The 13,520-nt window shown below is 72.4% G+C and carries 13 protein-coding genes and 1 pseudogene; 6 read left to right on the forward strand and 8 right to left on the reverse strand.

The genetic code is table 11. From position 1 onward, the window contains the following. Positions 1 to 109, forward strand: a pseudogene (locus U8525_RS24900) (IS5/IS1182 family transposase); the annotation flags it as partial. A 120-nt stretch (positions 110 to 229) separates the two neighbouring features. Here the strand turns inward: U8525_RS24900 and U8525_RS24905 are convergent. Beyond that, the gene (locus tag U8525_RS24905; protein WP_374268808.1) at positions 230 to 433 is read right to left on the reverse strand and encodes a YtxH domain-containing protein; all 204 of its coding nucleotides are present in this window, start codon (positions 431 to 433) and stop codon (positions 230 to 232) included. A gap of 217 nt (positions 434 to 650) precedes the next feature. Between U8525_RS24905 and U8525_RS24910 the strand changes: the two genes are divergently transcribed. Beyond that, positions 651 to 2,201: an alpha/beta hydrolase-fold protein gene (locus U8525_RS24910; protein ID WP_374268809.1), complete on the forward strand. Its 1,551-nt coding sequence runs from the start codon at positions 651 to 653 to the stop codon at positions 2,199 to 2,201. A 66-nt stretch (positions 2,202 to 2,267) separates the two neighbouring features. On the opposite strand, the gene U8525_RS24915 is transcribed toward U8525_RS24910, so the two are convergent. The 3 genes from U8525_RS24915 to U8525_RS24925 form a co-directional block, all read right to left on the reverse strand. Then, the gene (locus U8525_RS24915; protein ID WP_374268810.1) at positions 2,268 to 3,866 is read right to left on the reverse strand and encodes an alpha-12C2-mannosidase; all 1,599 of its coding nucleotides are present in this window, start codon (positions 3,864 to 3,866) and stop codon (positions 2,268 to 2,270) included. Positions 3,867 to 4,198: 332 nt separating this feature from the next. Next, positions 4,199 to 5,995, reverse strand: a complete 1,797-nt coding sequence (locus U8525_RS24920) for an amidase (RefSeq protein WP_374268811.1) — start codon at positions 5,993 to 5,995, stop codon at positions 4,199 to 4,201. Between the two features lie 46 nt (positions 5,996 to 6,041). Next, positions 6,042 to 6,761, reverse strand: a complete 720-nt coding sequence (locus U8525_RS24925; protein ID WP_374268812.1) for a sterol desaturase family protein — start codon at positions 6,759 to 6,761, stop codon at positions 6,042 to 6,044. Between the two features lie 131 nt (positions 6,762 to 6,892). Between U8525_RS24925 and U8525_RS24930 the strand changes: the two genes are divergently transcribed. Next, positions 6,893 to 7,744 (forward strand): hypothetical protein, encoded by an 852-nt coding sequence (locus U8525_RS24930; RefSeq protein WP_374268813.1) that lies wholly within the window; start codon positions 6,893 to 6,895, stop codon positions 7,742 to 7,744. 15 nt (positions 7,745 to 7,759) lie between these two features. Here U8525_RS24930 and U8525_RS24935 read toward each other — a convergent pair whose 3' ends face one another. From U8525_RS24935 to U8525_RS24945, 3 genes are all read right to left on the reverse strand, one after another. After that, complete coding sequence (locus tag U8525_RS24935) at positions 7,760 to 8,239, reverse strand: hypothetical protein (protein ID WP_374268814.1); 480 nt, start codon at positions 8,237 to 8,239, stop codon at positions 7,760 to 7,762. A 452-nt stretch (positions 8,240 to 8,691) separates the two neighbouring features. Continuing rightward, entirely contained in the window at positions 8,692 to 9,132 is a 441-nt protein-coding gene (locus tag U8525_RS24940; RefSeq protein ID WP_374268815.1) for a group II truncated hemoglobin, read from the reverse strand. Positions 9,133 to 9,139: 7 nt separating this feature from the next. After that, positions 9,140 to 10,024: a 5'-3' exonuclease H3TH domain-containing protein gene (locus tag U8525_RS24945; protein WP_374268816.1), complete on the reverse strand. Its 885-nt coding sequence runs from the start codon at positions 10,022 to 10,024 to the stop codon at positions 9,140 to 9,142. A gap of 250 nt (positions 10,025 to 10,274) precedes the next feature. Between U8525_RS24945 and U8525_RS24950 the strand changes: the two genes are divergently transcribed. The 3 genes from U8525_RS24950 (at position 10,275) to U8525_RS24960 (ending at position 12,659) form a co-directional block, all read left to right on the forward strand. Continuing rightward, positions 10,275 to 10,637, forward strand: a complete 363-nt coding sequence (locus U8525_RS24950; protein ID WP_374268817.1) for a hypothetical protein — start codon at positions 10,275 to 10,277, stop codon at positions 10,635 to 10,637. Positions 10,638 to 10,694: 57 nt separating this feature from the next. Then, positions 10,695 to 11,945 carry an OmpA family protein gene (locus tag U8525_RS24955; RefSeq protein WP_374268818.1) on the forward strand — a complete coding sequence of 417 codons (1,251 nt, stop codon included), beginning with the start codon at positions 10,695 to 10,697 and terminating at the stop codon, positions 11,943 to 11,945. 120 nt (positions 11,946 to 12,065) lie between these two features. Further along, positions 12,066 to 12,659 carry a GNAT family N-acetyltransferase gene (locus U8525_RS24960; protein ID WP_374268819.1) on the forward strand — a complete coding sequence of 198 codons (594 nt, stop codon included), beginning with the start codon at positions 12,066 to 12,068 and terminating at the stop codon, positions 12,657 to 12,659. A gap of 108 nt (positions 12,660 to 12,767) precedes the next feature. On the opposite strand, the gene U8525_RS24965 is transcribed toward U8525_RS24960, so the two are convergent. Next, positions 12,768 to 13,289, reverse strand: coding sequence for a hypothetical protein (locus tag U8525_RS24965; protein WP_374268820.1), 522 nt, complete (start codon positions 13,287 to 13,289; stop codon positions 12,768 to 12,770). Positions 13,290 to 13,520 lie beyond the last annotated feature (231 nt).

The following is a 13,520-nucleotide window of genomic DNA, read 5'->3' on the forward strand; positions in this document are numbered from 1 at the left end:
CCTCTTCAGTCGCTTGAAGCAGAACCGGCGGGTGGCGACGCGCTACGAGAAGCGCGCCGCCAACTACCTGGCGATGGTCCACATCGCCTCCATCCGCCTCTGGCTCTAATTTGCGGACACGACCTAGCCGCGCACGGAGGAGCCGCGTGGAATGACGACACCCCGGCGCCAGGCTCCTGCGAAGGGGCCGGGCGTCCGGGGTGCTTGCTCCGCATGGCGCGGCGGCAGGCTACTTGTCCGTCGCGTCCTCGATCTTGTCGCCGGCCTTCTCCGCGGCGTCGCCCGTGGCGTCGGCGGCGTCCTCGGCCTTGTCCTTCACGGTGTCGCCCGCCTGCTCCATGTCGTCCTTGGCGGCCTCGCGGGTGTTGCGGTGGCAGCCCACGCCCACGGAGAGGGCGCCCAGCGTCAAGGCCAGCAGCGTCAGCTTCTTCATGTGGTGTGACTCCTTCACTTGAGGGGGGAAGCAGTATCCGTCGCGCCTCCCCCCGTGCGCGGCGCAAGGTAGGCACTGTTCACCCACTGCCAAGTGGCCAGCCCCCGGGGACGTCACCGCCCGGGTCCCGGGGGCCCCGCTGAAGGCGTCGGGACGCGCTGCTAGGGTGAGCGCTCACGAGAGGCCCGCGCTCCGGCCTCCGGAGGCCCACCCGTCCATGTCACGCGCCTGGCCCTCGCGGCCCACCCTGCTGCTCGTCCTGGCGTTGGCGGCCCTCTGGGGCTGTTCCTCGGGCGACCCGAAGCCCACCGAGCAACACGACTCCGACGTCCAGTTCGACCTCACCGTTCCGCCGGAGACGCCGGCGGACGCGGAGCTCTTCCTCCAGGGCCCCAGCGCCACGTTCAGCGGCGCGGACGGGCGGGGCCTGGCGCTGGTCCACCAGGGCGGCCGGCGGTTCAGCCTGAAGGCCCGGGTGCCCAGGGGCACCGCCTTCACCTACGCGGTGCGGATGACCGCGCCCACACCGCAGGTGGCGCTGGACGCGCAGGGAGCTCCGGAGGCGGACCACACCCTCACCGTCCAGGAGGACGAGGAGAGCGTCGCCCTCACGGTGGAGCGCTTCGGCGCGGAGGGAGGGGAGACAAGCGCGAAGACCGTGTTCATTGTCCACGTGCCGGACATCACCCCGACCGATGCCAGGGTGTGGCTGTCCGGGAACCAGCCGGAACTGGGGAACTGGAATGGCGCGGAGGTGGAGCTCTACCAGGCCGTGGACGGCGCCTACGCGGGCGCCGTCACCTTCGCGGCGGGCACGGCCCTGGAGTTCAAGGTGACGCGCGGCTCCTGGGAGACGGTGGAGAAGAGCAGCACGGGCGCGGAGGTGGCCAACCACACCTTCACCACCGGCGGCGGCTTCGAGCGCGCGTCCGTGGAGGTGCGCGGCTGGGCGGACCTGACCACGCCCCCGCCTCCCCCGCCGCTCACCGGAGACGTGCGCTACCTGCGCGACGTCGTGCCCCAGGACCCCACCCTCAAACCGCGCGACGTCATCATCTGGCTGCCGCCCGGCTACGACGCGGACCCCGCACGCCGCTACCCGGTGCTCTACATGCACGACGGGCAGAACCTGATGGACGTCAGCACCGCGTTCGCCGGCGAGTGGAACGTGGATGAGACGGCGCAGGCGCTGGTGGAGGCAGGCCAGGTGGAGCCGCTCATCATCGTGGGCATCTACAACACCGCGGACCGCATCGCGGAGTACACGCCGGTGCCCTTCCCGCCGGAGTTCCCGGACGCGGGCCGCGCGGACGTGTACGGCCGGTTCCTCATCCAGGAGCTGAAGCCGCGCATCGACGCGGAGCTCCGCACGAAGCCGGAGGCGGAGTTCACGGGGCTCGCGGGCTCGTCGCTGGGCGGGCTCGTCTCCCTGTCGCTGGGGCTCAAGCACCCGGACGTCTTCAGCCGCCTGGGCGTGGTGTCGCCGTCGGTGTGGTGGGCGGACCGGGAGCTCCTCGCGGAGGTGAACGCGCTCACCGCGAAGCCCGCGCTGCGCATCTGGGAGGACATCGGCACCCATGAAGGCTCCGGCAGCCAGGCGGAGACGGTGGCGGATGCCCAGGCCCTGCGCGACGCGCTGGTGGCCAGGGGCTGGGTGCTGGACGACGACCTCCGGTACACGGTGGTGGAGGGAGGTCAGCACAACGAGGCCGCGTGGAGCGCGCGCTTCGGCGACATCCTGCGCTTCCTGTATCCCGCGACGCGGTGACGAAGCTTCCGTGCCCCCACGGAGGCCCCCCTGACGAGGGGCGAGCCTCCGGGCGGGCCCCGGGTGTCAGCGCTCGGACGGGACCAGGGGGCCCGTGGAGACGCGCTCGGGGACATCCAGCTCCCGCCACAGGGCTTCGGGCAGCGGGTCCGGGACGTCGAGCGCGGCGGCCACGCTCGCGCCGGGCGCGTAGACGCGGTGGTTGTTCACGCGGAAGTCGCTGTCCACCACGGTGGAGATGACCGCGACGCGGCCCAGGTCATTGATGGGCGGCCCGTCCGAGCGGAACGCGACCCGGTCCACGAGCAGCACCTCCGCGCTGCCCGGGGGCGTCACCCAGACCGTGTAGCGCTGCGCGAGCAGGTCCACGCTCATGCGGAAGTGGTACGTCTGGTTGCGCACGTACGGCACCCGGCGGATCCACGAGTAGCCCGCGCCATTGCGCACCTGGAAGATGCCGTCCTCGCTCATGCGCAGCGCCATGTTCAGCCGGTTGAAGGCCGTCACCTCCGTGGAGCTGTCCGTCCAGCCCACCACGCCGCCGCCCAGGTTGTCCGCCAGCGGGGTGAGGTCGAACTCCACGATGCGCGTGCCCGTGTTGCTGGTGCCCAGCAGGTGCTGGCCGCGCGGCAGGGTCAGCTTCGAGTACCAGGGGTAGTTGGGGCGCGGGTTGAAGCGCAGCAGGGCCTCCAGGAAGTAGTCGTCGCCGTAGATGAGGCTGACGTTGATCTCCTGCCCCGCCGGGTAGTTGCCCACGCCGTGCAGCAGCAGGCCCGGGCTGTTGGTGCCCTGCGCGAGGTACGCGGGCGACACCAGCGAGTCCAACATCGCCAGCGCGGCGGTGCGGTAGGTGGTGCGCCGGGTGGCGTCCGTCTCCAGGGTGCTCAGCTCCAGCAGGGCGGACGCGACCACGGCCGCGGCGGAGGAGTCCTTGGACTGGCTGGGGGCGTTGAAGTCCCAGTTGGGCACACGGTCCGCGGGCAGGTTCGCCAGGTACCAGTCCGTCACCCGCCGGGCCGCGGTGAGGAAGCGCGCGTCCTTCGTGTAGCGGTACACCATCGTGTAGCCGTAGATGAGCCACGCCTGCCCGCGCGCCCAGGTGGAGCTGGCGGAGTAGCCCTGGAAGGTGCCTCGGGAGCGGATGGTGCCGTTGTTGTTGTAGTCCACGTAGTGGAACGAGCTGCCATTGGAGCGCACCGCGTCCTGGAGCGTCCGGAGCGCGTGGTTCACCGCCATGGTGCGCCACACCGCGGGGCCGCCGTTCTGCGCGCCCCAGAGCAGCAGCTCGATGTCCATCATCGTGTCGGTGACGAGCGGGATGTTCCAGCTCGAGTTCCAATCACAGCAATCGATGATGCCCACCGTGCTGTTGTAGCGGGTGGCCAGCGAGGCGGCGGAGGTGAGCAGCACGTCGCGGTAGTAGGGGTCCCCCGTGAGCCGCCAGGCATTGCCATAGCTGTTGTACATCTTGAAGCCCAGGTCGTGCGTCTCCGTGTTGGCCACCGTGGTCCACGTCCCGTTGGACAGGGACGACTTGGGTGACCGGTTCACGTTGGGCAGCTCCGGAATCGTGTCCGCGAGCTGCGCGCGGGCGAACGTGAAGGCCCGCACCGCGTCCGAGTCCGTGAAGGCCTGCGCCCCCGTCGCCACCAGCAAGGCCCACATCCCCCCAGCTTCACTCCCTGCCTGGACCAGTCCATGCGCCCCTCCCCTGCTTGACCGGCGCGGAAGGTGCGGGTGTGCCAACCCGGGCAACAGGTGCCCCGGGGTCCCGGGCTGGCCGTCCCCCCGGCCTCGCCGGCGGGCCCTGGCGTGTGTCAGTCGACCTTCAAGGCACGGGCCTCGGCCAGGACCGAGCTGGAGTCTCGGGGTCACGCGGGTTCCCCCGCCTCGGTCCTTGATTCAGGTGCATCGATCCGCGGCACCGACAGGGTCGACCCGTCGGTGCCTCGTTGGAATGCAGCCTTGCGCGATGAAGCAGCCGCGCGGAGCCCCACTCAAAAGCCGGGCGGGCGCTCACCAGCGACGCCGGAGGCCCGCTCCAGGGCGATGCCCACGCGGCCCAGGGTGCCCTCGCCGAAGAGCTGGCCGATGAGCGTCACGCCGTGGGGGACGCGGCGCGGGGTGGCGAAGGTGGGCGCGGGGCGCATGGGGTCCGGGGCCCAGTCGCTGCGGGCCCTGGACACCTCCACGAAGCCGGTGCGCAGCGTGAGCGACGGGTGGCCCGTGTGGTTGGTGATGGTGAGGGCCTCGTCGCGCAGCGAGGGCACGAGCAGCACGTCCACCTGGGACATGATGCGCGCCATCTCCTGGGCCACCTTGCGGCGCAGCCGGTCCGCCTGCACGAAGTCCACCGCGGACAGGAAGCGGGACTGGCGGAAGAGGTTGGGCCACGCGTCCGGCGTCTGCATCTTCAGCGCGTCCACGCCGTGGCCGAGCGTGAGCTCCTCGAAGGCGGCGGCGGCCTCCGCGAAGAGGATGACGTTGAGGGAGGCGTAAGGCCAGTCGGGGAGCTGGACCTCCACCGGCGTCAGGCCCAGCCCCTGGAGCGTCTCCAGCGCCTGGCGGTCCACGTCCGTGGCGGGGCGCTCCTTCATCCACGCGGGCACATAGCCCACGCGCAGGCCCTTCACGGGCGCGTTCGCGTCGAAGTCCAGCTTCGCGGGCACGCTCGCCACGTCGCCCGCGTCCGGGCCGTTGAGCGCGGCGAGCACCAGCAGCGAGTCCTCCACCCCGCGCGTCATGGGCCCCAGCTTGTCCAGCGACCAGCACAGCGTCATGGCGCCCGTGCGCGGCACGCGGCCGAAGGTGGGGCGCAGGCCGGTGACGCCGCAGCGCATGGACGGCGACACGATGCTGCCCCCCGTCTCGCTGCCCAGGGAGAAGCCCACGAGCCCCGCCGCCGTCGCCGCGCCCGGCCCCGCGCTGCTGCCGGAGGAGCCCTCCTCCAGGAGCCACGGGTTCTTCGTCTCGCCGCCGAACCAGACGTCGTTGAGCGCGAGCGCGCCCAGGCTGAGCTTCGCCACCAGCACGGCGCCCGCGCGGTGCAGCCGGTCCACCACGGCGGCGTCCGTGGTGGGGACGCGGTCGCGGAACGGCTCCGCGCCGTAGGTGGTGCGGATGCCCGCGGTGTCCACCAGGTCCTTCGCTCCCCAGGGGATGCCGTGCAGCGGGCCCTTGTAGCGGCCCGCCGCGAGGTCCTTGTCCGCCTGCCGCGCCTGCTGGAGCGCCAGCTCCTCCGTCAGGGTGATGACGCACTGGAGCTTCGGGTCGTGGCGCTTCAGCCGCGCGAGATAGAGCCGCGTGAGCCGCTCCGACGTGATGGCGCGCGACTCCACCCAGCGCGACAGCTGGGTGAGCGGCGCGAAGGCGATGTCCTCCTCCTTCGCGGGCAGCGGCACCTTCGCGGCGCGGCTGCGCACGAAGCGGTCCCTGGCGGGCGCGGTGGGCCCGAGCCCCGGCAGCGAGGGGTTCCACTGCGACGCGGGCGACAGCGTGGGCTCCAGCGCGAGCTTGCGCGGGCCGGTGCGGCGCTCGTGCAGCGGCGCCAGGGACACACGCCAGTTGCCGGCGGCCTGGGTGCGCTCGGCGGGCGTGAGCCGCACCTGCATCAGCTTCTCGGCCTCCGCGAAGGTGGTGGGGCTGACCTCCGGCCCCACCGTGGGGCCCGCGCCGAAGGTGGGCGGCGCCCCGGCCGGCGGCGCGGATGGGTCCGCGTCCGGCGCCGCGGAGACGGCGGTGCTCGCGAGTCCAAGCACGGTGTGGGTCAGGAACTGCCGACGCGAGCTGGCCATGGCGCAACCTCCCGGATGAAGCGAAGGGGCGCCAGTGTGCCACCTCCTACGAGCGGTGCACGTCGCGGAAGGCCAGCATGTCCCCCAGCCGCTGCTCCTTCGCGTCGTCGAAGCCGCAGGTGGCGTCCCACGTCTCCGGGTTCTCGTAGGTGCCGAACAACATGTCCCAGAGGGGCAGGTCGCCGTAGTTGTTCTTGTGCTTGCCGTACTCGTGGTGGATGCGGTGCATCTCCGGCCGCTGGAAGAACCAGCCCACCCAGCGCGGGGTGCGGATGTTGGTGTGGTAGAAGTACTCGCCCAGCGCGCAGCAGGCCGTGTAGACGCCGCCCGCCACCGGGCTCAACCCCAGCACCGTGTAGACGAGCAGCCCGCCAATGAGGCTGTTGGCCGTCATCTCCAGCGGGTGCTTGTAGAAGCTGGTGATGACCTCCAGCCGCTGCGGGCTGTGATGGATCTGGTGGAAGAGGCGCCAGAGCACGTCGCTCTCGTGCCGGGCCCGGTGCCACCAGTAGAAGACGAACGTGGCGATGAGATAGGCCAGCACCCCGCCCGCCACCGGGTTCACGTGCTCGGACAGGTGGAAGACCGAGCGCGCGGAGAACCACCGGTCCCACGTGTAGCCGCCCAGAATCACCACCCCCACCTGCGCCAGGTTGATGAGCACCACGCGCAGGTGCCAGCCGCGCACGCGGGGCAGCTTCCACCCCAGCGACAGCTGTTCCATGAGAAAGCAGAGACCGGCGATGAGGACGAGCCAGGGGAGCATGGAGATTCCTCGAAAGGGTTCAGGCTGGCTCCTCATACGAATGACGCGCCCGGAGGTGTCTAAAGGGCCTGACGGACACTGTCACCTGGGAGGGTTGGGGCGGGAGGGGCGGGGCTGGCATCCTCCCGGGCATGGCTCGGAACAGCACCCTGACGGCGCGGTTGGGCTACATCGACACGCAGGCCACCTTCGTGCAGGCGGCGCTGCTCGCGGCGCACGGGGCGGGGGCTCGCGCGGGCGGCTTTCGCGTGTCGGACGTGCGCTTCTACTTCCTCTTGTTCACCAACTGGGTCGAGCACGACGTCACCCGGCCCTCGCAGGACATCGACCTGACGCAGGTGCGGCGGACGCTGGAGCGGCTGGTGCGCGCGGGCCACGCGGAGGCGAGCACCAGCGCGCCGGTGAAGGGGCTGCCCCGGGGACGGCGGTACGTGCTCACCGGCGAGGGGCTGTGCTCGCTGGCGGAGGGGCTGGCCGCGCGGGAGCGGGCGCCGCTGGAGGAGGCGCTGTTCGTGGTCTGCTTCGCGGCGAGCTACCGCGACGCGGTGCTGTCGCGCGTGGAGGGGCGGGCCCGGGCGCTGTCCCCGGCGGTGCGCAGGCGCGTGGAGCGGGCATTGGATCCGCTGCGGCTGGTGAAGGAGGCGCAGCGCACGTCGGCGGCGGTGCTCGCGGACCTGGAGGAGCGGGTGGAGGCGGGCCTGCGGTACGAGGAGCAGTCGCGCGAGGCGCTGGCCCGCGCGGAGCCCGTGGCGGACGTGGTGCGCGCGCTGGAGGCGGCGGGTTCGTACCAGTTGCACCGGGTGCGACCGCTGGGCGAGGTGCTGCTCGCGCTGCCGGAGGACCTGCGCCAGTTCGAGCTGACGGAGGGCATGGGCCTGCGCTCGCGGCTGCTCTTCGAGCCCCTGGCGGAGCGGGCGCGGGCGGAGCACGCGGTGCTGGCGCGGTTGGAGGCGCGGCTCACCTCCGGCAAGGCGCCGGCGTGAGCCGCGAGGTGGGGCCTAACGCAGCGCCCGGGTGAGGCGCGAGCCCAGGGCCAGCGCGAGGCCATCCTCGACCAGGCCCGCGGCCACGTTCGGCACACGCAGCCGCTGCGTCATGAGGCGGCGGAAGCCATAGAAGACGTAGCTGGAGGCGATGGCGGCGCCCGCGCCGATGAGGGTGAGGCCCAGCCTCGCGCCCCTGCGCTTGCGAGACACCGCGGCGCCGGTGATGGCCCCCGAGAGGACCCGGCCCGTCAGGATGGGGAAGGCGGTGCGCGCGGGCGCCGTGGGGGACTTGTCCCCCAGCACCTCACCGAGCGCCAGGAGGCCCAGGCGCTGCGACACCTTTCGCGACGTCAGGCCCGGCAGGGCCCGCTTCAGCGCGCGCGTCGGCTTGCGCGACAGCTCCCGCGAGAGGAGCGCGGGCGCCGTCATGCTGCGCATCCCGGCGAGGACGCCGAAGCCCGCCGCCGTCCAGACATCGTTGTTCGTTCGCATGGCGCTCAACCCCCAACTGGGTGGTGAAAGCTGGAGGTTGGGGGCGCCGCGCCCGTGGGGCCACGGCCCGGCGAGCGGGCACCCAGGCGCCCGGCGGCGTGGACGCGAGCGGCGCCGGGTTCTCCGTCTGGACCCACCGGGCGATGATGGCGTTGAGGTACCCGGCCTTCAGGGCGCGCGTGGAGCCCGAGGCGCCCGCCACCTCCTCGACCAGGGTCCCCAGCTCATGGATGGGCGGAGTGACGGGGGGCGGCTGTCGCTGCGTGCTCATACCGCGAGTCCATGCCCCGCCAGCGACACTCCCGGCCAGCCGGCGCTTCAGGGCTTGAGGCCGTCTCCAGACCTCGCGGGTCAGGGTCCACTCCAGCGGCGGCGTGAGCCCGCGGAGGGAGCTCCCGAGGGGAAGGGCAGCCGTCCAGGTGACTCGCGTACCGCGTCCGCAGCCCCGGGCCTCATCCCTCCGTGTTGCGAAGGAAGTCCGCCACCTGCGCGAAGCGATCATCCAGGAAGCTCCGCAGGCCGCCGGTGACGCCGCGCTGGTCCAGGGCCTTCTGCATGCAGCGCAGCCACGCGTCCCGCATCGCCGTGTCCACCGGCAGGTGGCCGTGGCGCATGCGCAGCCGGGGGTGGCCGTGCGTCGCGCTGTAGTGCTGCGGCCCGCCCAGCCAGCCCACCAGGAACATGCCGAAGCGCTGACGCGTGCCCCGGTTCACCTTCCCCTGGTCGTCCCGCTCGTGAATCGACGCGAGCGCGGGCTCCTCCGCGTCCATCACGTCGTAGAAGGCCTCCGCGAGCGCGTAGACGGCCTCCTCGCCGCCCATGCGGGTGAAGGGGGTGTCGTCCAGCGTGGGGACCCAGCCGTCCGACGGCGGGGGCTTCAATTCCATGCTCATGGCTTCCTCATGCCGCCCAGCGCCTTGGCCGACGCTGGAGGCTCTTCAATCCCAATCCTTCACAGAACGCCTTGAAGCGCGCTTCCGGCACGCCCTTCCACTCCAGGTCCGCGAGCGACGCCGTGCCCGGCAGCGGCGCGTCCTCCACCAGGGTCGCCAGCGTGCGATACAGCCGCGCGTCCTCGCGGTGCGCCTTCAACGTCGCCGCCAGCTTGTCCGCGCCCCGCACCTTCACCGTCCACTCCGCGGCGCTGTCCGGGATGGCCTCCAGGTGTCCATACGCCTGGAGCACCGCCGCCGCGCCCTTCGCTCCGAAGCCGGCCAGCCCCGGGATGCCGTCCGCGTCGTCGCCCATCAGCGCCAGCAGGTCCGGCACGCTCTCCGGCGCCACGCCCAGCTTCGCCTTCACCCCGTCCGCGTCCACCACCTTCTGCTGCCGCCGGTCCACCTGCACCACGCGCTGGCCGCGCACGCACTGCCCCAGGTCCTTGTCCGGGGTGAGCAGCCGCACCTGCTCCACCTCGCCCGCCCAGCGCGCCGCCGCGGTGGCCAGCGCGTCGTCCGCCTCCTGGTCCTTCATGGACCAGACGCGCACGCCGAGCGCCGCCACGGCCTCCTCCACCAGGTCGAACTGCGCGTGCAACTCCGGCGGCACGCCGTCGTCACTCTTGTAACCGGCGAACAGCGCGTTGCGGAACGAGCGGATGGGGTTGTCGAACGCGACCGCCACGTGTGTCACGGCCTCCTCCTCGTCGTGCAGGAGGGCGAGCAGGGAGTCCATCACCCCGGCGGTGGCCTTCACGTCGCGCCCGTCTGGAGCGGTGGTGCCCGGCCGGGGCGAGTAGTGGGCCCGGTACAGCTCATAGGTGCCGTCCACGAGGTGCAGGCGCATGTTCCCCCCTCTAGCGTCCCTGCCGCCGCGCGGCCAGCAGCCCGTGCAGGCAGCCATGGGGAGCGGCCCTGCGCGGCGCCTCCTGGCTGCGCGCCTCGTTCCCTACACGACGCCTGTCAACCCCCTTGGCCAGCGTGCCTGGCGGGGACGGGTCGCCGATGCCGACTGGATGCACACCGCCCATTTTCTGGAGCGACTCCCTCTGGGCCGCGCCGGAGCGTCCCAGCATTCCACCGGCATGAGGTGATCCATGCGCCCGAAGCTGTTCGCCGTCACCCTGCTCTGCGCCGCGGCCCTTGGCTGCGCAGGCAAGCAGGTGATTGCCACGTCCACCCATCAGCAGCGCGTCCAGGCGGAGGCGGCGCTCCGCTCGGCGGAGAACTCGCAGGCGCCGAAGGTGCCCGAGGCCGCCCGGCATCTGGAGTACGCGCGCCAGCAGATCGCCGACGGCGAGCGGCTGATCCGCGAGGGTGAGCAGGAGGCCGCGGAGCTGCGGTTCCGCCAGGCGGCCGCGGACGCGGACCTCGCGTCGGCGCTGGCCCGCGCGGTGCCGCTGAAGGACGAGGCGCGGCGGGCCTCCGAGCAGGCCGAGTCCCTGCGCCGCGGTCAGTGAGTCCCCCACCTCTAGCCTTGTGAGGAGCGAGTCATGCAGCGTTGGAAACTTGGATGGTTGGCGGTCGCCGGAGTCACGGCGCTCTCGGTGGGGTGTGCGCATGGTCCGCCGCCGGGTGAGCTGACCGCGGCGCGCCAGGCCTACCGCGAGGTGGCCACGAGCCCCGAGGGCCGCGAGCGCCCCGCGGACGTGGCGGCGGCCCGGGCGGCCCTGCAGGAGGCGGAGAACGAGTACGCGGAGAGCCAGGGCTCGACGAAGACGCGCTCGCTGGCGTACGTGGCCTTGCGCAAGGCGGAGATCGCCCAGGCGCGCGGCGAGGCGGACCTGGCCGCGCAGCAGCGGGCCCAGGCGGAGGCGCTCCTGCGCCAGGAGCAGGAAGCGCGCGCGCAGAACCTCACGCGTCAGCAGGAGGAGGAGCGCGCGAGGTACGAGCAGCAGCGGCAGCTGTACGAGCAGCAGCGGCAGCAGTACGAGGCGCAGCGCGCGCAGGAGGCCGAGCGGATGCGCACGGCGGACGCGCAGCAGCGGCAGCAACTGGAAGCAGAGATGCAGCGGCGCATGGAGCAGCAGCAGGCCGAGGCGCAGCGGCTGGCGGAGCTCAACCAGCAGCTCCAGCAGCGCACGCAGGAGCTGGAGCAGGAGCGTCAGGCGCGGCTCCAGGCGGAGCAGCGCGCGTCGCAGGCGCTGACGCGGCTGCAGGACGAGAACGTGAAGGTGCGCGAGGAGGCGCGCGGCACGGTGGTGACGTTGTCGGGCAGCGTGCTGTTCGCGACGAACGCGACGGAGCTGCTGCCCGCGGCGCGAGACCGGCTGTCGGAGGTGGCGACGGCGCTGAAGGAGTCGAAGAACCCGCTCCTCATCGAGGGCCACACGGACTCGCGAGGGCCGGAGAGCTACAACGACCAGCTGTCGGAGCGGAGAGCGGAGAGCGTGAAGAACTTCCTGGTGAACCAGGGCGTCCCGCCGGACCGCATCCAGGTCCGCGGCATGGGTGAGAACCGGCCCGTGGCGTCGAACGCGACGGCGGAGGGCCGCGCGAACAACCGCCGCGTGGAGATCGTGGTGGAGCGCAACGTGGCCGGAGCGCAGCCGTCGCGCGGCGGCGGCGTGGGAGGCAGCGGGGCGCAGCAGCCAGCCCGGGGCGACCAGGACCAGAACGCGAAGCCGGAAGGCACGGGCGGCAGCGGCGCGGACGCGAGGCCGCATGGCGCGGGCATCGACCACCAGAGCCCCCAGCCGGAGCAGGGCTCGGGCGACGGCGCCGCGCAGCAGCAGGTGCCCCAGCAGCCCATGGACCACGGGGAGTAGCGCACGCTCGCGGGCTTGAGCACGAAGGTCTCCATCCCGCGTGGGTGGAGACCTTCTTCTTTCCGTGCGTCAGGCGCGCATGCCTCGAGGGAGCGCGTTACCCTTCAAGCCGGCTCCGCCATGACCGACAAGTCCCCCGTCCTGCTCACCACCGAGCGCCTGCACTTGATGCTGCTGCCGCCCGACGCAGCGGAGCGCGTGCTGGCGTACCACGTGGCCAACAAGGACCACCTGGGCCCGGTGTCCCCGGACCGCCCGGCGACCTTCTTCTCCCCGGCCTACTGGCGCACGCGCCTGGCCCAGGACCGCGAGGACTTCCGCCACGACGTGTCCCTGCGCGTCTTCCTCCTCCCCAGGGGCCAGCCCCTCGCGCTCTCCCCCGTCATCGGCAACGCCACGCTCGCCCACATCCGCAGGGGGCCGCTCCAGACCGCGGACCTGGGCTACGGCCTGGATCATCGCCACGAGGGCAAGGGCCTCATGACCGAAGGCCTCCGCGCCTTCTGCGACTTCGCCTTCGGCGCCATGGGCCTGCACCGGCTCCAGGCCAACCACCTGCCGGAGAACCTCCGCAGCGCCGCCGTCCTCCGCCGCCTGGGCTTCATCCCCGAGGGCTACGCGCGCGACTTCCTCCTCATCAACGGCCAGTGGCGAGACCACGTGCTCACCTCGCTCGTGGCCCCCGCCGAACCCGGCCTCCGCGCCAGCCGCTGAGCAACGCGCGGGCCCCGCCCCGGACACCCGCGCGCCCCACGCCCAACAGCCGCTCGCATCCGCCGCCTCCCGCGAGGCGCGGGGGGCGGAGCCTGGCGGACCTGCGGCTCAGTGCAGCTGCGTGGGCAGCATGGGCAGCCCGTGGAAGAAGCGCCGCCCGCTCTCGAAGCGATGGTGGAAGGTGACGCGCTGGTCCAGGTACAGCCGCGACATCTCCTCCTCGCCGTACGCGCGGAAGAACGCGGCGCGCGCCTCGTCACAGGCCCGCTCGTACTCCACGCACAGCGCCTCCCACTCCTCCGGCGGGAGCTCCCCCTCCGGCCAGCCCTCGCCGGTGAGGCCGTAGGCGCGCTCCATCGCGTCCAGCTCCCGGGCCCGCATCCGCACGCGCGGATCCTCCGCGATGGCCTCGTCCGCCATCGCCGTGAGGATGTGCGCCACCAGGAAGAAGCCCGCGTCCGGCGGCACCGCGCCCGCGTCCCGCGCGCTCCGGAACGTCACCAGCAGCTGCGCGTCCATCTCCTCGCCGCCCAGCTCCGACAGCTTCTGCGCCAACCCGCGCCACCGGGCCTCGGTCTCCAGGGCCTCCTGCCGCACCCCTTCCAGCTCCAGCTCACCCGTCTTTTTCATGGTGTCCTCTCCCGGCCCGCGAAAGTCCCTTCCCACGAAGGTTCCCACCCCTGTCTGACGTCCGGGCCCGGCAAACCAAGCACTCCCACTTTTCCGAGACGTCCCGGCGCGTCAGGTGCCAGACGCCCGCGCGCGGCGCCGTCACCTGCCAGACGCGCACCTGTCCGCGGAGGGACGGACGGCCCGGCGGCCAGGCCGGGCATTTCGAGGCTGCCCGGGGGACGAACCACA

The sequence above is a fragment of the Corallococcus sp. RDP092CA genome (assembly GCF_041903675.1).
Classification (GTDB): Bacteria; Myxococcota; Myxococcia; order Myxococcales; family Myxococcaceae; genus Corallococcus.

Excerpts from the sequence above, each read along its gene's own strand:
- U8525_RS24925 (WP_374268812.1), bottom strand. The coding sequence starts at position 6,761 with ATGCTCCCCTGGCTCGTCCTCATCGCCGGTCTCTGCTTTCTCATGGAA.
- U8525_RS24910 (WP_374268809.1), top strand. The coding sequence starts at position 651 with ATGTCACGCGCCTGGCCCTCGCGGCCCACCCTGCTGCTCGTCCTGGCG.
- U8525_RS24960 (WP_374268819.1), top strand. The coding sequence starts at position 12,066 with ATGACCGACAAGTCCCCCGTCCTGCTCACCACCGAGCGCCTGCACTTG.
- U8525_RS24965 (WP_374268820.1), bottom strand. The coding sequence starts at position 13,289 with ATGAAAAAGACGGGTGAGCTGGAGCTGGAAGGGGTGCGGCAGGAGGCC.
- U8525_RS24920 (WP_374268811.1), bottom strand. The coding sequence starts at position 5,995 with ATGGCCAGCTCGCGTCGGCAGTTCCTGACCCACACCGTGCTTGGACTC.
- U8525_RS24905 (WP_374268808.1), bottom strand. The coding sequence starts at position 433 with ATGAAGAAGCTGACGCTGCTGGCCTTGACGCTGGGCGCCCTCTCCGTG.
- U8525_RS24950 (WP_374268817.1), top strand. The coding sequence starts at position 10,275 with ATGCGCCCGAAGCTGTTCGCCGTCACCCTGCTCTGCGCCGCGGCCCTT.
- U8525_RS24930 (WP_374268813.1), top strand. The coding sequence starts at position 6,893 with ATGGCTCGGAACAGCACCCTGACGGCGCGGTTGGGCTACATCGACACG.
- U8525_RS24915 (WP_374268810.1), bottom strand. The coding sequence starts at position 3,866 with ATGTGGGCCTTGCTGGTGGCGACGGGGGCGCAGGCCTTCACGGACTCG.
- U8525_RS24935 (WP_374268814.1), bottom strand. The coding sequence starts at position 8,239 with ATGCGAACGAACAACGATGTCTGGACGGCGGCGGGCTTCGGCGTCCTC.
- U8525_RS24940 (WP_374268815.1), bottom strand. The coding sequence starts at position 9,132 with ATGAGCATGGAATTGAAGCCCCCGCCGTCGGACGGCTGGGTCCCCACG.
- U8525_RS24945 (WP_374268816.1), bottom strand. The coding sequence starts at position 10,024 with ATGCGCCTGCACCTCGTGGACGGCACCTATGAGCTGTACCGGGCCCAC.